Raw genomic sequence first — 18,952 nt, 5'->3', positions numbered from 1 at the left:
TGTGACGTCCTGCCGGCCATGGCCGGCGCGGTTCTTTCTGACCCATACTTAAGCGAAGCGGTGACGCCTCGCAAACACGGAAGGCGAGTTTAGGCGGGCAACGGTTATCAACTGGGCAACGCCGCCCGCTCCGGCAAGCCCTAATTCGCCTTTGGCCGGCCGCGCCGGCGGAAATTCATGCCATCCCCGCCCCGGCGGAGGCGCCCGCCAGCGGCCCGGAGGCCCGTGCCCCGGCACGGGGATCGACGTTCCAGACACAGACCCGGTCGCGCCCCCGGCTCTTGGCCTCGTAGAGCGCCGCATCGGCCCCGTTGAGCAGCACCTCGAGCGGCAGTCCGGGCGCGGGCGAGATCGCGACCCCGGCGCTCACCGTGACGCGGACATCCGGCAGATCCTCCAGCGGCGGCCGCTCGGCCAGCGCGGCGCGCAGCCGCTCGCCAACCGCAACGGGATCCGGACAGCCCGGCGCCAGCGCAACCGCAAACTCCTCGCCGCCGATGCGCCCGAGCACGGCCGAGGGCGGCAATGTCACCTCGGCCCGCCGGCAGAAGGCCATCAGCACCCGGTCGCCGGTCGCATGGCCGTGGCGGTCATTGATCGCCTTGAAATGGTCGAGATCGAGCAGCAGCACCGCCCCTCCCCCGCCGCCGCCGCCGACCGGCAGGCGCGCCCGCGCCAGCCGGAGAAAGCCGGCCCGGTTGAGGACGCCGGTGAGCCAGTCCCGCTCGGCGTGGCGCTGCAGTTCCGTCAGGGTCCACTCGCGGTACAGGAATCCGATCCAGAACAGCCCCAGCGTGAAGGCGAGGATCGGCACCAGCAGCGTCAGCGTGAAGAGCGGGCTGGGGTTCATGACCTGCGGGTCGGGCGGGACAACAAGCACCAGCCCGGCGCGGGCGAAATGACCGCTGGCCCCGATCAGCCACAGCACCGAAAAGCCCAGCCGCACCCGGCGCGAGGTCTGCGCGAGCCCGAGGAAGGCCCAGGCCGTGGCCAGCGCATAGGCCCCGAGCGGCAGCGCGACGGCAAGCGTGCGCAAGGTCACGTCGTCGTAGAGGGCCGGCATCCAGCAGCCCGCAAGCCAGGCGACGGCGGGGCCGAAACAGATGAGCCCCCGCGCCAGCGGGGACAGGCGCGCACCGGAGAGCTCGCGCGCGGCCACATATCCGAACCCGCTGCCGACGCACATCAGCGCATTGGAGACATCGACGGTGAGCCAGAGCGGCACGGTGCCGCGCCCGGCCAGGAGCAGGAAGCCGGGGGCCCGGACCCAGAGGCTGATGGCCCAGGTGCGCAGGCCCTGGCGGTGCCGCATGCCCGACCAGAGACCGAGCAGCAGAAAGCCGGCGCCGAAGGACAGGAGCGCGATGACGACGAAAAGGGTGCGGGCGTCGGGTGTCATTTCAGCTTCAAGACGGGAGGCCATCGGGGCCGCAGCGCAAGGCCGCCTGCCGTCACCGACCATATGTCCAGACATTAGGGCTGAGGCTTTAGCGCCACGTTAAGGCCGGTCCTGACCCGGGCCGGGAGGCCCAGACGCACTGACCCGGCTGGCTGGCCAAGGGAGACCGGGGACCGGGAGCTGCCGAGTGGGGGCTGACCCCGGGAACGGGTGGCGCAGATCAGCCGGCAACCGGCCGGGGCGCCTGGACGGCCGGCGGCACGGGCAGGCCGGAGGATGCCGGCACGGCACGCGGCCACAGCAGGCCCGGCCCCGCAGCGCCGGCGGCGAGGCTGACCTGATCACGACCCTTGCGCTTGGCGTCATAGAGCGCCATGTCGGCGCGCTGCATCAGGGTCTCGAGCGTCTCGCCGTCCACGGCCTGGGCCAGACCGGCGCTGGCGGTGACGAGGATCGGCAGCACCGCCGGATCACCGCCGGAGCCGCGCAGCATCACGCCGCAGATGCGCGCCGCAAGCGAGGCCGCATGGCGCGCGGCCTCCCCGCGCAGAAACACGGCGAACTCGTCGCCGCCAATGCGGCCGAGCACGGCACCGGCCGGCATCAGCGCCTTCAGGCGACGGCCGAACTCCATCAGGATCCGGTCGCCCTCGGCGTGACCGTGCAGGTCGTTGAGCGCCTTGAAACGGTCCAGGTCGATGGCCAGCAGGACAGCATCGTCCCGGGTCTGGCGGGCCATCGCGAGGCTGGCCTCGGCGCGGTCGCGGAAGGCCTCGCGGTTGAAGGCGCCGGTGAGGCTGTCCTCGTCGGCGATCTGCTGCAGCGCGCGCAGGCGCGCACCACAGAACAGCGCCATCGAGATGAGGCCGCCGAGGAACACCGCCAGCAGCTGCAGATAGATCGTGGCAGCAAGCGAAGCATTGCTGCCGTCCAGCAGGTAGGGTTCGTCCGCCACGAGGATCAGCCCGACGCGGACCAGCTGCACCGTGGTCATGGAGGCAATCAGGCAGGACAGGGTCAGGCAGAGCGCGCGGCTGCCGACCTTGCAGCGCAGGAATTCATAGGCAATCACCCCGCTGCAGCAGGCCTGGATCAGGGTGAGCGCCACGACGCGGTTCTCGTCGTTGCCATAGAGCGCGGGCGTGGCACAGATCAGGCCCCAGAGCGCCACCGGAGCAAAGGCGAGCCAGGGCGAGGTGGAACGCCGGCCCAGCGCCCGCGTGGCAATGATGGCAAGGCCGACACCGACCAGCATCAGCGCGTTGGCGAGAGCGATGGACAGCAGGTCGGAGATGGCGCCGCGCAGGGACAGCAGGACAAAGGCCGGGGCGCGCACGAACAGGCTGACCGCCCACAACCACAGGCCCGGCTCGCTGCGGTCACGGTTCCAGACGACGAACAGGAACACCCCGACCATCAGGCTGACCGGAGCCAGCGCAAACAGAACGGTGAGGCTGTCGAGAACCATGGAAACTCCCCGAGTGACGCCGGGTCCAGGCGTCTGCCGGGCGGGCCTGCCTGATTCGATGGCAGGAACTATGCCTCGGGAGTCTTTACGGGCTCGTTAAATCTGCCGATCGGATTTCCCCGGGGAGCCGACAAGACGCCGCAGGCGGCGGAGATCGGCCGCAACGATCAACTTGTGGGCCGGCGCCACGGGCAGCATGTAGAGCCGGCCGAACAGATTGTGCACCCTGACCGAGCTGGTGACGGAAAAGGCCAGACCGTCGACGGCGAGCCAGGTCATCACGTCGAGATGGCGGTCGCGCACGGTGAGGACGAGGTCGGTGTCGCTGACGTGGTCGACGGTGAAGAAGCCGAGCCGGTCACCTGCGCGAAGTCCGGCCGGAACCCGGGGCGCAAAACCCCGGATCGGCGCCACGCCGAAACGGCAGGCAATCGCATCGCGCAGGCGCATCGCCAGATCGAGCAGGACGGAGGGCTGGCTGCGCATGAGCTTCCAGCCGTCCAGCGCCGTCACCGCGCGGGCAAGGTGGACGCTGCGCCGGTCATAGAAATGCAGCTCCTCCCGGGGAGCCATCAGGAAGGGCCGCGCGCTGGCGTCCCGGGGCAAGGCAGTCGGCATGGGCGGGCTCCCGTTTCCGGGCAGCCGCCATCGGCGTCCCGATGGCCGCGAGACTAGCAGGCCCGGCCGGCGGCAGGGCGGCGCCGAATGCCGCAGCCCGATGGCAGGCGCCCGGACGCCCTGCCGGCACCCGCCGCGCGTCGCGCCAGCTCCCGGCACACATGTCCGGGAGCCGGGTTTGTCCTGGGTCCTTTACGGGCCCGGTCCGGAGGCCCGTCAGGCGAGACCGGGCGCGGGCCGTGGCTCAGCGGGTCTTGTTGAACAGCTCCCGGCCGATCAGCATGCGGCGGATCTCGCTGGTGCCGGCGCCGATCTCGTAGAGCTTGGCGTCGCGCAAGAGCCGCCCGGTCGGATAGTCGTTGATGTAGCCGTTGCCGCCCAGAAGCTGGATGGCATCGAGCGCCACCTTCGTTGCCGTCTCGGCGGCATAGAGGATCGCGCCGGCGGCGTCCTCACGGGTGGTCTCGCCACGGTCACAGGCCTGCGCCACGGCATAGACATAGGCGCGGGTGGCGTTCATCGACACATACATGTCGGCGACCTTGCCCTGCACGAGCTGGAACGTGCCGATCGGCTGGCCGAACTGCTCGCGCTCGTGGATATAGGGCATGACGACATCCATGGCCGCCTGCATCAGGCCGATGCAGCCGGCGGCCAGCACGGCGCGCTCGTAGTCGAGGCCCGACATGAGCACGTTGACGCCCTTGCCGACCTCGGCGAGGACGTTTTCTTCCGGCACCTCGCAGTCCTCGAACACCAGCTCGCCGGTCTCCGAGCCGCGCATGCCGAGCTTGTCGAGCTTCTGGGCGACCGAGAAGCCCTTGAAGCCCTTCTCGATCAGGAAGGCGGTGATGCCGCGCGGCCCGGCCGCCGGATCGGTCTTGGCATAGACGATCAGCGTGTCGGCGCAGGGACCGTTGGTGATCCACATCTTGGTGCCGTTGAGGACATAGCGGTCGCCCTTCCTGTCGGCCCGCAGCTTCATCGACACCACGTCGGAGCCGGCGCCCGGCTCGGACATGGCCAGCGCGCCGACATGCTCGCCGGAGATGAGCTTGCCGAGGTAGCGCTGCTTCTGGGCGTCATTGCCCCAGCGGCGCAGCTGGTTGACGCAAAGGTTGGAATGGGCGCCGTAGGACAGGCCGATGGAGCCCGAAGCACGGCTCACTTCTTCCATCGCGATGCAGTGCTCGAGATAGCCGAGCCCGGCGCCGCCCCACTCCTCCTCGACGGTGATGCCATGCAGGCCGAGGGCCCCCATCTCCGGCCACAGCTCGCGCGGGAACCAGTCCTCGCGGTCGATGCGATCGGCCAGCGGCGCGATGCGGTCCTGGGAAAAGCCGCGAACGGTGTCGCGCAGCATGTCGGCGGTCTCGCCGAGATTGAAGTTGAAACCTGGAATGTCATTGCGGATCATGGCGTTCCTCCAGTTTGTTGCAGCTCGCCCGGTCGGTGGGCGCGCCTGCGCGTCAATCGGTGATGCCGGCGAGGCAGATCAGCGAGACCAGGCCGGTCGCCACATGGACCTCGCCCGCCTCGTCGAGCCCGAACACGTCGGCCCGGCAGACCGTCAGCGTCCGGCCGGGCTTGATCACCCGGCCCCGCGCGACAAGCGCGCGGCCCCGGCCGGGGTTGAGAAGATTGAACTTGAACTCCGTCGACAGGACGCCGGTCCCGGCCGGAAACAGGGACAGCGCCGCATAGCCGGCCGCGCTGTCGGCAAGGGATGTGGTCGCACCGGCGTGGAAGAAGCCGTGCTGCTGCGTCAGATGCGCCGCGAAGGGCATGGTCAGATCCACCTCGCCCGGCGCCAGATGGCTGATCGTGGCCCCCAGATGCGCCATGAAGGGCTGACGGGCGAAGCTGGCGCGGACGCGCGTTTCCCAGGCCGCATCGCGCGGCTGGAAGACGGCAACGGATGCAGCCCCGCTCACGCGGCGCCCTCCCCCGGAGTGGCCGGAGCGGCGGCACCGGCGGACGCGTCGGGCGCATCGCCGGCGTCTGTGGGCCCATCCGCCGCAACGCCCAGCGCCGCCATGCGCGCGCGGCAGCCGGCCTCGACCTCGTCGAGGTCGGCAAGCGACAGCTCGATGTCGCGCAGCTTCTCCAGAAGCTCGGCCCGGCGGGCAGCGATGCGCGACATCAGCAGCCGGAGCTGGCCCGCCTCGCCGGGGGCCTTGCCATACATGTCGATGATCTCGCGGATCTCGGAGAGGGCAAAGCCAAGCCGCTTGCCGCGCAGGATGAGCTTGAGCCGGGTCCGGTCGGCCGGCCGGTAGAGGCGCTGCCGCCCGCGTCGCTGCGGCGTGATCAGCCCCTGCGCCTCATAGAAGCGCAGGGTCCGGGTGGTGATCCCGAACTCCTGGGTGAGCTGTGTGATGGTGTAGAGCCGCTGCTGCATCATCCCCTCCGCAGCGGCAGGATTTCCTGACTTTTACGTCAAAGTCAATGACTTCTGTTTATCGACGTTATTTCAATGTTTTGGATGGATCGGAACAAGGCTGCCCCGGCCGGGACCGGCAGAAAGGACGCATGGCGGCACAGCCGCGCGCAGAGGCTGTCCGAGGCAGTCAGAGGCACTCACGGGCAGGCAGAGACAGGAAGGGGCGGCAGAGGGTGGCAGACCGGGAGGGCGTGCAGGAGGAAGGCAGCACGGCAGACGCAAAGTGTTACCGCCGGATACCCCCGGAGCGCCGGCAGGAGAGACGGGCAACGTCTCGGCAGGACGCCCCAGCATGGCCCGTCCGTCAGGACAGCGCGTCGGATCCAGGCGCGCCAGACCGGGGCGCATCAGATCGGGGCGCATCAGGTCGGGGCGCAGCGCAGGGACGGTCCGGACGGGCGACCCGTCCGGCCGTCAGAGCGGCAGGCGGAACCAGAGCGCGGCGATGCCGAGGAAGGCAAAGAAGCCGATGACGTCGGTGACCATGGTCACGAAGACACTGGAGGCAATGGCCGGATCCACCTTGAAGCGGTGCAGCGTCATCGGGATCATCAGGCCGGCCAGGCCGGCACAGAACATGTTGATGATGATGGCCGAGGCAATGACGATGCCGAGCCCGTGGTTCTGGAACCATAACCCGGCCGTGGCCCCGATGAGGCAGGCCAGAAGCGAGCCGTTGAGGAAGCTCACCATCACCTCGCGGCGCAGCACGCGCCAGATGTTGCGGGTGTCCAGCTCCTCGGTGGCGATGGCGCGCACGGCCACGGTCATGGTCTGGGTGCCGGCATTGCCGCCGAGCGAGGCGACGATGGGCATCAGCACGGCCAGCGCGACCATCGCCTCGATGGTGCCCTCGAACTGGGAGATGACGGTGGCCGACAGCAGGCCCGTGCCGAGGTTGAACAGCAGCCAGACAATGCGCGAGCGCGCGATGGTCAGGACGCTGTCGGAGATCTCCTCGTCACCGACACCGGCCAGCGCCTTCATGTCCTCGGCCGCCTCCTCCTGGATCACGTCGACGATGTCGTCGATGGTCAGGACGCCGACAAGGCGGTTGCTGTCGTCCACCACGGCGGTGGAGACGAGGTTGTAGCGCTCGAACAGCCGGGCGACCTCTTCCTGGTCGGCCTTCACCGCCACGGAATGGGGATCTTCCTCCATGATGGTCGAGATCTTGGCCGCACGCTGGGTGCGCAGGATCCGGTCGAGCGCCAGCGAGCCGACCAGACGGAAGCCCGGATCGACCACATAGACCTCGTAAAAGGTGTCCGGAAGATCCTTGTCCTCCCGCAGGTAGTCGATGGTCTGGCCCACGGTCCAGAACGGCGGCACCGCGATGAAGTCGGTCTGCATCCGCCGGCCGGCGGATTCTTCCGGATAGTCGAGGGCCCGCTCGAGCTGGACGCGTTCGGACAACGGCAGCTCGTCGAGAATCGCCGCCTGGTCCTCCTCGTCGAGGTCCTCCAGAATGTAGACCGCGTCGTCGGAATCGAGTTCGCCAAGACCCTCGGCGATGTCGGCAGCCGGCAGGTCCTCCAGCAGCTTGACGCGGACGGCCTCGTCCATCTCGGTCAGCGCGGTGTAGTCGAACTTGTCGCCCATGAGCTGGACGAAAACCGGACGGTCGGCCTCGGGCAGCGCGTCAACGAGGTCGGCCATGTCGGCCTCGTGCAGGTCACCGGCCAGCCGCCGGGCCTCCGCGCTGTCACCGGCCTCCACGGCTGCGTGGACGGCAGCGATGAAGGCATCGGTCAGCCAGCCGGCATCGTCATGCACGGGGATCTCGGCCACCATCTCCGGGCTCTCGTCGCGATGTTCTGGTTCGGTCATGAGCCCCTCCTGACGTCGGCTGCCACGCGCCGCGCGCCCTCACGCGACCGCCTCACAACTACCTGCCGTTCCGTCGTTTGGCTATTGAAATCAAGGCAACTTCCCCGGTCCGCCAACAGCCGGCGACGCCGGGCAGCGGTGCGCCCGCAAGGGACCGGCGATACGGTTCAGGGATGCGTTTCAGGGATGCGGATCAGGGACGCGGATCAGGGACGCGGTTCAGGGACGATCGGGGCACCCCTTGTCCGCCGCGATCCCGCGCAGCGCCGCGAGATAGGCACCGACCTCCTCGCCCAGCACCCGTTCGTCCTGCGAGACGCAGGTGCGGGTGCGGAAGAAGGCCTGGCGTGCCCGCTCGCTGCGCGGACACACGCCGCCATCGGCGCGGATCTTCTCGCCGAGATACCAGAGCTGGCTGCAGGTCATCTGCGACAGTTCCTGCGAGGAGCGGCTGATGTTGCGCTGCTGCTCCGGCGCGGTGAAGCCCGTGAGCGTGAGGACCGCGAGCACAAGGACACCCCGTTCAAGCATCAGCCCCTGCAGCATCAGCCCCTCCGTCGGCCGGCGGATCCCCCTGCCCGGCCCTTGCCCGTTACCTGTTGACCGTAGACCGTAGACCGTTTCCCGCTGACCGTGCCGGGCCGCGTGGCAGCGGCAGTGGCAGCCACCCGGTCGGCCGCCTGCGGGTGCCCGGGATCAGGACAAACAAAAAAGGCCCTTGCGGAGATCTCCTGAGGAGATTTCGGCAAGAGCCCTTCTGTCAGGAAATGGTGCGGTCGAGAAGACTCGAACTTCCACGGGTTGCCCCACAGCGACCTCAACGCTGCGCGTCTACCAATTCCGCCACGACCGCAATTTCCTGTCCCCGGCACCGCTCGGCGTCGAGGTGCCCCCATGTAGCAAATCGATTTTTGCCACGCAAGCGTCTTCTCGCCCTTTGCCGACAAATCGCTCACCGCCGCGCCAGCCTGTGGGTAACTTCATGCAGCACAACAAAAAACGGCCAAGGTCCCGGCGCAGAAAGGCGGCGCTCAGGGGTTCAGAGCGGCCCGTCGGTGCGCATCGGCCGGACTTCGGGCGCCCGCAGCAGCACTTCCGTGATCGAGATGCCGATCCGCTCGCCCAGCAGCACGACCTGCCCCTTGGCCACCAGCGTGTTGTTGGCGTAGATCTTGACGTCATCCTCCTCGGCGACGTCCAGATCGATCACCGCGCCACGGCCCATGCGCAGGAGCTGGTGCACCGGCATTGTCGTGGTGCCGAGCACGACCGATATATCGATACTGATCTCATCGAAGGTGGCCATTCCGCCAGTCCGCCTGTATGACACGTCGTCCGGTCGGCAGCGCGCCGCTGAGGCCCCTGCCGGTTGCCGCGGGGGTCCGGCTGCAGCCGACCATCGCGTTTACCCTATATGTGTACCGTCAAAGCCACGGTCAAAGCCATCGCAAAGCAGCCACAGCGCCATGCCGACAGCCAATCGTGAAGCGATCGTCCCCGATTTTCATCCCCTGCCCGGCTCGCCGCCCGTGGAGTGGATGATCTCCGACCGGCTCGTGCCCTACGAGGAGGCCATGGCCCTGATGGAAGCCCGCGTGACGGCCATCGCCGACGGGACCGCGCCCGAGCTGGTCTGGCTGCTGGAGCACCCCCCGCTCTACACCGCCGGCACCAGCGCGCGCCGGGAGGATCTTCTCACCCCGGACCGCTTCCCCGTGCATGATGCCGGGCGCGGCGGACAGTACACCTATCACGGCCCCGGCCAGCGCGTGGCCTATGTCATGCTCGACCTCAAGCGGCGGCGGCAGGACGTGCGCGCCTTCGTGGCCGCGCTGGAGGCCTGGGTGATCGGCACCCTGTGGCAGCACCATGTGCGCGGGGAGCGGCGCGAGGACCGGGTCGGCGTCTGGGTGCGCCGCCCGGAGAAGGGCGCGGACCGCGAGGACAAGATTGCGGCCATCGGCATCCGCGTGCGCAAGTGGGTGACCTTCCACGGCATCAGCCTCAACGTGGAGCCGGACCTGGAACATTTCTCCGGCATCGTGCCCTGCGGCGTGCAGCAGCACGGCGTCACCAGCCTGGTGGACCTGGGACTGCCGGTGACCCTGCCGGAGGTCGACAGCCTCCTGCGCCAGGAGTTCGAGATCATCTTCGGACCGACCGGCGACGCCCCGGAGCCAGCAGCCGCCTGAGCCCGCAGCCACCTGAGCCTGCAGCCGCCTGAGCCTTCAGCCGCCTGAGCCTTCAGCCGCCTGAGCCTGCAGCCGCCTGCGCCGGCACCGCCCTCCCCCAGCCTGGCTCAGCCGGCGACGCCCGTGGCCGTGCCGGCGGCCGGACTGCCGGCCCGCGCCCAGCGCCGGAGCCTTGCCGCATCCCGCGCAAGCCTGCCGCAAGCTTCCTCCGCATTAATGCGGGGAGAAGCCCCGAGGTGGCAGGAAGGCAAGCCGGCACAGCCGGGCGGTCAGGGATGGCAGGGCATGGATCTGGTCAGTCCGACGCCGAATCGCGTCGAGTACATTCACGACGACAAGGCACAGACGCGCGTCGCGATCTTCATCGTCGGCATCGGCGCCATCGCCTGCATCGTCGGCAGTCTGGTGGCCGACAGCGTCTGGCCGGCGGTCCTGGTCGGATTTGCCGCCTTCCTGGCCATCCTCCGCCTGCAGCGGCAATGCGCGCGCACCAAGGTGGTCTTCGACAAGGCCAATGACCGCCTTCTGCTGGAGCATCGCACGCCCGGTGGCCGGCTGATGGGCAGCGAACGGCTGCAGCTGTCGCACCTTGAAAATGTTGTGCTGGAACGCGCCGGGCTCCTGCACAATTTCATGTCGAAGAAGGTGTGGCAGCGCCCGGTGATGATCGTCGCCGGCCGCCGCGTGCCCTTGACCTTCGCCAGCTACGAGGCCGGCAGCCAGCCGGAGGAGATTGCCGCGCAGCTGCGCGAGAAGTTCGAGCTGCCGCGCTCCGCGCGCTTTGCCGGCACCAGCGACGAGACCGCCCCCTCCAGCCCGGGCAAGGCGAAGCGCCGCGCGCAGGAAGACCAGGACGAAGGCGGCATGGTTGCCCTCGCCCGCCGCGCCCGGGCGATCCGGCAGCGCAGTGCCGAGCATGATGCCTGAGGGGAAAGCCCGGCCGCGACGCAAGGCAATGGACAGCCCCGGCAGACCTTCCTGACCGCAGCCAGAAGGCGAACTTGCAAAACATACAAATTGAAGATGCGCTACCTACGTCAAATTGACAGGGTACACCTGAGGCAAGACCGGACCGACTTTCGGGAAACTCCGTAGTTTGACAGTCCTTCAGCCGGGTCAATACTTTAATTACAAATGCAGCCTAGGTTCAGGACAGAAGCTGCCGCCACGGCAGAAAATCTCCGGAGCCCTCAATGTCTGCATCCGCCACCACGCTGTCAGGCCGCAGCCTGATTACAAAGATCCTGGCCGCAGCCACGGCCGTCATTGTCCTCATCTTCGCGGGTTTCGCCCTCTACAATGACAGCGTCCAGCGCACTCAGGTCGAGGAGCGCGTCGAACAGAACCTTGGCCTGATCAGCAAGGCCATGTCGAGCAGCGTCTCCAACTGGCTGTCCGGCCGGCTGGCCCTGACCGAACTGACCGTTGAAACGCTGGGTGAGCGTCCGAATGGCGAGATCACCAACGAGGACTTCAACAAGCCGGCGCTGACGCAGAACTTCGCCATGACCTATTACGGCACGTCGGAAGGCACCTTCCTGATGTGGCCGATGGCTCCGATGCCGGCCGGCTATGATCCGCGCGTGCGCCCCTGGTACAAGGCGGCGGTGGCGCAGAACGGGCTGACCATCACCGAACCCTATCTTGACGCCTCTTCCGGCTCGCTGACCGTCACCGTGGCCGCTCCGCGCAAGATGGGCGGCCAGGTCGCCGGCGTCGTGGGCTCGGACTTCTCCATCGAGACGATCGAGACGATGCTGAAGGAATCCAATCTCGGCGCCCTCGGCTATCTCTTCATCACCAACAAGGACGGCAAGATCCTTGTCCATCCGCAGCGTGACTGGGTGGGCAAGGCCCTGTCCGAGCTGTACGCCGGCCAGCGCATCAGCCTGACCAACCAGCTGCAGACGGTCGACGGCACGGACGGCACCCGCATCCTGTCCTTCGTGCCGATCGCCGGCCTGCCGGACGTGGACTGGTACGTCGGCATGTCGATCGACGAGACGGTGGCCTATGCCGAAGTGGCCGAGTTCCGCCAGTCGGCCGTGGTGGCCGTGATCGCTGCCATCGCCATCATGATCGGCATCCTCGGCACCCTGTTCCAGAGCCTGCTGGCCCGTCCGCTGGCGTCCATCACCTCGGCCATGAGCCGCATCGCCAACGGTGACCTGGCGGCCAGCATCCCGGGCCTCGACCGCCGCGACGAGATCGGCGCCATCGCCAAGGCCGTGCAGGTGTTCAAGGACAATGCCATCGAGCGTGAACGGCTGCAGGAAGAGCAGCGCCACGAGGAAGCAGCCAAGCAGCGCCGCGCCGAGGCCGTCGACCGCCTGATCAACCACTTTGCCCAGGACGTCAGCGGCGCGCTGTCGACGGTGAGCGGGGCAACCCAGGACGTGGTCTCCACCGCCCGCCAGCTGAGCCAGACCTCGGTTGCCAGCTCGGAAGGGGCAAACCTCGCAGCCGCAGCCTCGGAAGAAGCCGCCGCCAACGTCCGCTCGGTCGCGGCCGCCTCGGAGGAACTGACGTCCTCCATCGCCGAGATCGCCCGCCGCGTGGCGCATTCCAACGAGATCGCCTCGAAGGCCTCCTCGGCCGCCAACCAGACCAACGCGACCGTGCAGAGCCTCGTGCAGACGACCGAGAAGATCAGCCAGATCGTCAAGCTCATCAATGACATCGCAGCCCAGACCAACCTGCTGGCGCTCAATGCCACCATCGAGGCGGCGCGCGCCGGCGATGCCGGCAAGGGCTTCGCGGTCGTGGCCTCGGAAGTGAAGTCGCTCGCCAACCAGACCGCCTCGGCCACGGAAGAGATCGCCACCCAGATCCAGGCGATGCAGGCCGTGTCCAACCAGGCCGCCGTGGCGATCCAGAGCATCGGCGAGGTCATCGGCCAGATGAACTACATCTCGACCGAAATCTCGGCCGCCGTGACCCAGCAGAGCGGTGCCACCACCGAGATCTCCCGCTCGGTCCACGAAGTGGCCACCGGCACGCAGAACGTGTCCGAGACGCTCACCAGCGTGTCGCGCGGGGCGAACGAGACCGGCGACAGCGCCCAGACGCTGCTCTCCGTCGCCACCCAGCTAACCCAGCAGACCGACCGCCTGCGCCAGCGCATCGACGCCTTCTTCGGCGAGATCCGCGCCGCCTGACCAGGAGACGCAGGCCCGAAAAGACAAAAGACCCGGTCATGGCCATGACCGGGTCTTCTCGTATCTGGAAGCTGCGCGGCTCAGAGCGGGATGTTGTCGTGCTTCTTGAGCGGCAGCGCGACCTTCTTGGCCCGGAGCAGCGCCAGCGCGCGCGACACGCGCTTGCGGGTCGAGTGCGGCATGATCACCTCGTCGATGTAGCCGCGCTCGGCTGCAACGAACGGGTTGGCGAAGCGGTCCTCGTAGTCCTTGGTGCGCTTGGCGATCTTGTCCTTGTCGCCCAGCTCCGAGCGGTAGAGGATCTCGACCGCCCCCTTGGCCCCCATCACGGCGATTTCGGCCGTCGGCCAGGCGTAGGTGATGTCGCCGCCGATGTGCTTGGAGCTCATCACGTCATAGGCACCGCCATAGGCCTTGCGGGTGATGACGGTGACTTTCGGGACCGTCGCCTGGGTAAAGGCGAACAGCAGCTTGGCGCCATGCTTGATCAGCCCGCCATATTCCTGCGCCGTGCCCGGCAGGAAGCCCGGGACGTCGACAAAGGTGACGATCGGGATGTTGAAACAGTCGCAGAAGCGCACGAACCGCGCGGCCTTGCGGCTCGCGTCGCTGTCGAGCACGCCGGCCAGCACCATCGGCTGGTTGGCGACGACGCCCACCGTGCGGCCCTCGATCCGGGCGAAGCCGGTGATGATGTTCTTGGCGAAACCCGGCTGGATCTCGAAGAAATCGCCCTCGTCGACCGTCTTGAGCACCAGCTCCTTCATGTCGTAGGGCTTGTTCGGATTGTCGGGGATGAGCGTGTCGAGGCTCATGTCCAGACGCGAGGGATCGTCGTGACAGTCGACCTCCGGCACGTCGGCGGTGTTGTTGGCCGGCAGGAAGTCGATCAGGCGGCGCATCTCCAGAAGCGCCTCCACGTCATTGTCGAAGGCCCCGTCGGCAATCGACGACTTGGTGGTGTGCACGCTCGCCCCGCCGAGTTCCTCGGCCGTGACCGTCTCGTTGGTCACGGTCTTCACCACGTCCGGACCGGTGACGAACATGTAGGACGTGTCGCGCACCATGAAAATGAAGTCGGTCATGGCGGGCGAATAGACGTCGCCACCGGCGCAGGGGCCCATGATCACGGAGATCTGCGGGATCACGCCCGAGGCGATGACATTGCGCTGGAACACCTCGCCGTAACCGGCCAGTGCGGCCACGCCTTCCTGGATGCGCGCGCCGCCGGCATCGAACAGCCCGATCACCGGGGCCCGATTCTGCAGCGCCATGTCCTGGATCTTGATCATTTTTTGGGCATGTGTCTCGGACAGCGACCCGCCGAAGACGGTGAAGTCCTTGGAGAACACGTAGACGACGCGGCCATTGACCGTGCCCCAGCCCGTCACGACACCGTCGCCCGGGATATGGCTCTCGTCCATCCCGAAGTCGGTGCAGCGGTGGCGCATGAACATGTCGAATTCCTCGAACGACCCTTCGTCGAGGAAAATGTCGATGCGCTCGCGGGCGGTGAGCTTGCCCCGCTTGTGCTGGGCCTCGATCCGCTTCAGTCCGCCGCCCAGCCGCGCCGTCTCCCGGCGGTGTTCCAGTTCGGCCAGGATTTCCTTCATGGTCAGCCCCTTTTGCATCACGTCCATTGCCATCGGTCTAGCATGCCGGTGCAAAACGCGGAAAGTCAGCACAAAGATGGACATGCCCGCGCCGGAACGGCCCGATCCGCTGCGGCAAGCCCGACGATGTGCCTAAAGGGAAGGCAGCCTCGCCGGAAGATTGCGCTTTTGCCGGCCGAAGTCATTTGCCATGCTTGCCTAAATGATCGGCAACCGACGACGGGGGAGAACATGGCCGCAGAGCGGGTGGTGTTCAACGAAATGCTGGGCACGGACGGCGCGGTCAGGCCCGCCTATGCCCGGCTCAACGAATGGCTCGAGCGCCAGCCGAAGGGCTTCCTGACGCGCAAGAACCGGGAGGCCGAGACGATCTTCCGCCGTCTGGGCATCACCTTCGCCGTCTATGGCGCGCAGGAAGCGACCGAGCGGCTCATCCCCTTCGACCCGATCCCGCGCATCCTGTCGGCCGGCGAGTGGCGCCGCCTGTCGGCAGGCATCGACCAGCGCGTGCGCGCGCTCAATGCCTTCCTGCATGACATCTATCACCGCCAGGAGATCATCCGCGCCGGCCGCATTCCGGCCGACCTGATCATGCAGAACGCAGCCTTCCTGCCGGAGATGGTGGGCTTCACCCCGGCCCGGCGCGTCTATTCCCACATCATCGGCACGGATCTGGTCCGTGTCGGCGAGAACGACTTCTACGTCCTTGAAGACAACACCCGCACCCCGTCCGGCGTCTCCTACATGCTGGAGAACCGCGAGACGATGATGCGGATGTTCCCGGACCTGTTCCAGATGCACCGGGTTGCGCCCATCGAGCACTATCCGGAGCTGCTGCGCCAGACGCTGGAGAGCGTGGCACCGGAGGGCGCAAAGTCCGACCCCACCATCTGCATCCTGACCCCGGGCATCTACAATTCCGCCTATTTCGAGCATGCCTTCCTCGCCGACCAGATGGGCGTCGAGCTGGTGGAGGGCCGCGATCTCTACGTCGACAACGGCAAGGTCTGGATGCGCACGACCCGCAAGCCGAAGCAGGTGGACGTGATCTACCGCCGCATCGACGATGCCTTCCTCGACCCCCTCACCTTCCGGCCGGAATCGATGCTGGGCGTGCCGGGCCTGTTCGATGCATACCGCGCCGGCACGGTGACGATCTGCAACGCACCGGGCACGGGCATTGCCGATGACAAGGCGATCTATGCCTATGTTCCGGACATCATCGAGTTCTACACCGGGCAGAAGCCGATCCTGAACAACGTGCCGACCTGGAACTGCTCGCGGCCGGACGACCTTGCCTATGTGCTCGACAACCTGGCCGACATCGTCGTGAAGGAGGTGCACGGCTCGGGCGGATACGGCATGCTGATCGGCCCGACGGCGTCCAAGCGCGAGATCGCCGCCTTCCGCGAGATCCTGATGTCGAACCCGACCAACTACATCGCCCAGCCGACGCTGGCCCTCTCCGCCTGTCCGACGCATGTGGCCTCAGGCGTGGCCCCGCGCCATGTCGACCTGCGCCCCTTCGTGCTGATCGGCGATCAGGTGCGCATCACGCCGGGCGGACTGACCCGCGTGGCGCTGAAGAAGGGCTCCCTGGTGGTCAATTCCAGCCAGGGTGGCGGCACGAAAGATACCTGGGTTCTGGAGGACTGATCGCATGCTTGGCCGTACTGCCTCCTCCCTCTTCTGGATGTCGCGCTATCAGGAGCGCGCCCACAACACCGCCCGCCTGCTCGATGCGGCCTGGCGCACGGCCATGCTGCCGGCGCTCGGCACCGATCCGGCCGGCGACTGGCGCTCCGTCCTCGCCGGGGCCGGCTGCGAGGCCGCCTACAAGGACAAGGTGGGCGAGATCAGCCAGCGCGGCGTCGTCCAGTTCATGCTGTTCGACAAGACCAACCCGTCCTCGATCCACTCCAGCCTGGAGACCGCCCGCAACAATGCCCGCTCGGTGCGCACCGGCATCACCTCCGACATGTGGGAGGCGATCAACACCACCTGGATCGAGTTCTCCGACGTGAAGCCGCAGACGCTGAGCCAGGACCGCATGCCGGAGTTCCTGGCCTGGATCGGCCAGCGCGCGCATCTGTTCCGCGGCGCCCTGCTCGGCACCATCCTGCGCGACGACGGCTATTCCTTCTCGCAGCTCGGGCATTTCGTCGAACGCGCCGACCACACCGCCCGGGTGCTCGACACGCGCTACTGGATCTTCCTGCCCGACACGGACGTGGGCGGCAACGCGCACCACCATCACTGGACCTCGATCCTGCGGGTCATGTCGGGCCTGCGCAGCTACCGCTTCGCCTTCCCCGATTCGCGCGTGAAGGGCGTCAATGTCGCCGAGTTCCTGATCCTGCGCCGCGAGATGCCCCGCTCGCTTGCCCATTGCTACGACTGGATCAACGGCACCATGGCGGACCTGACGGCGTTCTATGGCGACGAGCTGCCCAGCGCCGCGCAGGCGGCCGTCATCCATGAACAGCTGCGCACGGGCTCCATGCGCGACATCTTCGACAGCGGCCTGCACGAGTTCCTGACCGACTTTACCCTCCGCAACAACGCCTTCGCCGACCGTCTCGCGCGCGACTACAACTTCGCCTGAGACGGGCAGAGGAGACAGCCCATGCGCCTCAGCGTTCGTCACACCACCCGCTATCGCTACGACAGCCCGCTTGCCAATGCGATGCAGCAGCTGCGCCTGACGCCGCCGGTCGGGTCCGGCCAGCGGGTCCTGTCCTGGTCGATCTCCGCCCCGGGGATGGACCGGGCGACGACCTATCACGACGCCTTCGGCAACCTCGTCCACATGGTCTCGTCGAGCCTGCCGATCGAGGAGGTGGAGATCGTCGCCTCGGGCGAGATCGAGACCGCCGATCTCGCTGGCGTCGTCGGACAGGAAGCCGCCGAGGCGCCGGTGCGCATCTACACCCGCGTCACCCCGCTGACGGAGGCCAATGCCGCGATCCGCAAGCTGGGCGGCCTGATCAGCCCCGAGGACCAGATCTCCGGCTGCCATGCCCTGATGCAGGCGATCCGCGACAAGGTGGGCTACCGGATCGGCGTGACGGAGACCCATGCCTCGGCGCAAGATGCGCTGGCCGCCGGAGAAGGCGTGTGCCAGGACCACGCCCACATCTTCATCGCCGCCGCCCGCGCCAGCGGCCTGCCGGCCCGCTATGTCTCCGGCTACCTGCTCCTGGAGGCTGCACAGGAATCGGAGGCGCATCACGCCTGGGCCGAGGTCTGGCTGGACGGGCTCGGCTGGGTCGGCTTCGACGTCTCCAACGGCCTGTGCCCGACGGATCGCTATATCCGCTTGACGGTGGGGCTGGACTCACGTTCCGCTGCTCCGATCCGCGGCATCCGTTTCGGCGGCACCGAGGAAAACCTGCGTGTCGAGGTCGATGTCGCCCGCACGGAAGGCCAGCAACAGCAGCAGCAGTAGCCGCGCGAGCTCAGCGCGAGGCAAGAGGCAGACGACCCGTGACCTATTGCGTCGGATTGAAACTGGACCGGGGGCTGGTGTTTGCCGCCGACACCCGCACCAACGCGGGCGTGGACAACATCGCCTGCTTCAAGAAACTGCACACCTGGGAGCTGCCGGGCGAGCGCGTCTTCACGCTGATGACCGCCGGCAATCTGGCCGTCTCCCAGTCGGTGGTCTCGATCCTGTCCGAACAGATCGCCGCCCCGACGCAGAACCCGGTCAACCTGATGACCGTGGAGACCATGTTCCAGGCCGCGCGGCTGGTCGGCCAGTCGGTGCGCGACGTGCGCGCCCTCGACGGCGAGGCACTGGCCGCCAATGCGGAGAGCTTCTTCGTCACCATGATCTTCGGCGGCCAGATCAAGGGCGAGGAACCGCGCCTGTTCCAGATCTATTCGGCCGGGAACTTCATCGAGGCGACCAAGGACACGCCCTTCTTCCAGATCGGCGAGCACAAGTACGGCAAGCCGATCCTCGACCGTGTCACGCGCTCGGACATGCGGCTCGGCGAGGCCGCCAAGCTGGTGCTGCTGTCGTTTGATTCGACCCTGCGCTCCAACCTGTCGGTCGGCATGCCGATCGACCTGCTGCTCTACAACACCGACAGCTTCACGCTGAAGCGGCAGAAGCGCATCCACAAGGACGATCCGTATTTCCAGACGCTCTCGTCCGCCTGGTCCAATGCCCTGCGCAAGGCCTTCACGGAAATCGAGGAATTCGAGATCTGAACGGCGCCATCCG

Annotated in this window: 16 protein-coding genes, 1 tRNA gene and 1 pseudogene; 7 read left to right on the top strand and 11 right to left on the bottom strand. The window is 67.4% G+C overall.

Annotated elements, in window-relative coordinates:
• Nucleotides 1-175 precede the first annotated feature (175 nt).
• The 10 genes from GWI72_RS03740 to GWI72_RS03695 form a co-directional block, all read right to left on the bottom strand.
• Nucleotides 176-1,399 (bottom strand): GGDEF domain-containing protein, encoded by a 1,224-nt coding sequence (locus GWI72_RS03740; protein ID WP_161675700.1) that lies wholly within the window; start codon nt 1,397-1,399, stop codon nt 176-178.
• 220 nt (nt 1,400-1,619) lie between these two features.
• On the bottom strand, nt 1,620-2,867 hold the full coding sequence (locus GWI72_RS03735; RefSeq protein WP_161707879.1) for a GGDEF domain-containing protein: 1,248 nt from the start codon (nt 2,865-2,867) through the stop codon (nt 1,620-1,622).
• Between the two features lie 96 nt (nt 2,868-2,963).
• Complete coding sequence (locus GWI72_RS03730; protein WP_161707878.1) at nt 2,964-3,485, bottom strand: DUF2867 domain-containing protein; 522 nt, start codon at nt 3,483-3,485, stop codon at nt 2,964-2,966.
• A gap of 244 nt (nt 3,486-3,729) precedes the next feature.
• The gene (locus tag GWI72_RS03725) at nt 3,730-4,902 is read right to left on the bottom strand and encodes an isovaleryl-CoA dehydrogenase (RefSeq protein ID WP_161675697.1); all 1,173 of its coding nucleotides are present in this window, start codon (nt 4,900-4,902) and stop codon (nt 3,730-3,732) included.
• Nucleotides 4,903-4,954: 52 nt separating this feature from the next.
• Nucleotides 4,955-5,419 carry a PaaI family thioesterase gene (locus GWI72_RS03720; protein ID WP_348272636.1) on the bottom strand — a complete coding sequence of 155 codons (465 nt, stop codon included), beginning with the start codon at nt 5,417-5,419 and terminating at the stop codon, nt 4,955-4,957.
• Nucleotides 5,416-5,886 carry a MerR family transcriptional regulator gene (locus GWI72_RS03715; RefSeq protein ID WP_161675696.1) on the bottom strand — a complete coding sequence of 157 codons (471 nt, stop codon included), beginning with the start codon at nt 5,884-5,886 and terminating at the stop codon, nt 5,416-5,418. Before GWI72_RS03715 ends, GWI72_RS03720 begins: the two co-directional genes overlap by 4 nt.
• 456 nt (nt 5,887-6,342) lie before the next feature.
• The gene (mgtE, locus tag GWI72_RS03710; protein WP_161675695.1) at nt 6,343-7,758 is read right to left on the bottom strand and encodes a magnesium transporter; all 1,416 of its coding nucleotides are present in this window, start codon (nt 7,756-7,758) and stop codon (nt 6,343-6,345) included.
• 219 nt (nt 7,759-7,977) lie between these two features.
• Nucleotides 7,978-8,304, bottom strand: a complete 327-nt coding sequence (locus GWI72_RS03705; protein ID WP_161675694.1) for a YARHG domain-containing protein — start codon at nt 8,302-8,304, stop codon at nt 7,978-7,980.
• Between the two features lie 222 nt (nt 8,305-8,526).
• Nucleotides 8,527-8,611, bottom strand: a tRNA-Leu gene (locus GWI72_RS03700).
• A 186-nt stretch (nt 8,612-8,797) separates the two neighbouring features.
• Nucleotides 8,798-9,064: a FliM/FliN family flagellar motor switch protein gene (locus tag GWI72_RS03695; protein ID WP_161675693.1), complete on the bottom strand. Its 267-nt coding sequence runs from the start codon at nt 9,062-9,064 to the stop codon at nt 8,798-8,800.
• Between the two features lie 160 nt (nt 9,065-9,224).
• On the opposite strand from GWI72_RS03695, the gene lipB reads away from it, so the two are divergent.
• The 3 genes and pseudogenes from lipB to GWI72_RS03680 form a co-directional block, all read left to right on the top strand.
• On the top strand, nt 9,225-9,950 hold the full coding sequence (gene lipB, locus GWI72_RS03690) for a lipoyl(octanoyl) transferase LipB (RefSeq protein ID WP_161707877.1): 726 nt from the start codon (nt 9,225-9,227) through the stop codon (nt 9,948-9,950).
• A gap of 285 nt (nt 9,951-10,235) precedes the next feature.
• Nucleotides 10,236-10,877, top strand: a complete 642-nt coding sequence (locus GWI72_RS03685) for a hypothetical protein (protein ID WP_161675691.1) — start codon at nt 10,236-10,238, stop codon at nt 10,875-10,877.
• Between the two features lie 407 nt (nt 10,878-11,284).
• Nucleotides 11,285-13,108: pseudogene (locus GWI72_RS03680) on the top strand (methyl-accepting chemotaxis protein); the annotation flags it as partial.
• An 80-nt stretch (nt 13,109-13,188) separates the two neighbouring features.
• Here GWI72_RS03680 and GWI72_RS03675 read toward each other — a convergent pair.
• On the bottom strand, nt 13,189-14,721 hold the full coding sequence (locus GWI72_RS03675; protein ID WP_161675689.1) for an acyl-CoA carboxylase subunit beta: 1,533 nt from the start codon (nt 14,719-14,721) through the stop codon (nt 13,189-13,191).
• A gap of 231 nt (nt 14,722-14,952) precedes the next feature.
• Here GWI72_RS03675 and GWI72_RS03670 point away from each other — a divergent pair, with 231 nt between their 5' ends.
• From GWI72_RS03670 to GWI72_RS03655, 4 genes are read left to right on the top strand one after another with little or no spacing between them, the layout of a single operon-like run.
• Complete coding sequence (locus tag GWI72_RS03670; RefSeq protein ID WP_161675688.1) at nt 14,953-16,377, top strand: circularly permuted type 2 ATP-grasp protein; 1,425 nt, start codon at nt 14,953-14,955, stop codon at nt 16,375-16,377.
• A 4-nt stretch (nt 16,378-16,381) separates the two neighbouring features.
• Nucleotides 16,382-17,326: an alpha-E domain-containing protein gene (locus GWI72_RS03665; protein WP_161675687.1), complete on the top strand. Its 945-nt coding sequence runs from the start codon at nt 16,382-16,384 to the stop codon at nt 17,324-17,326.
• A gap of 21 nt (nt 17,327-17,347) precedes the next feature.
• Nucleotides 17,348-18,169 carry a transglutaminase family protein gene (locus tag GWI72_RS03660; protein ID WP_161675686.1) on the top strand — a complete coding sequence of 274 codons (822 nt, stop codon included), beginning with the start codon at nt 17,348-17,350 and terminating at the stop codon, nt 18,167-18,169.
• A gap of 38 nt (nt 18,170-18,207) precedes the next feature.
• Nucleotides 18,208-18,939, top strand: a complete 732-nt coding sequence (locus tag GWI72_RS03655) for a proteasome-type protease (protein WP_161675685.1) — start codon at nt 18,208-18,210, stop codon at nt 18,937-18,939.
• The last annotated feature ends 13 nt before the right edge of the window (nt 18,940-18,952 follow it).

The sequence above is a fragment of the Pannonibacter sp. XCT-53 genome (genome assembly GCF_009915765.1).
Classification (GTDB): Bacteria; Pseudomonadota; Alphaproteobacteria; order Rhizobiales; family Stappiaceae; genus Pannonibacter; species Pannonibacter tanglangensis.
The sequence above is the reverse complement of the archived record's forward strand: the minus strand, read 5'-3'. Positions and strand labels throughout refer to the sequence as shown.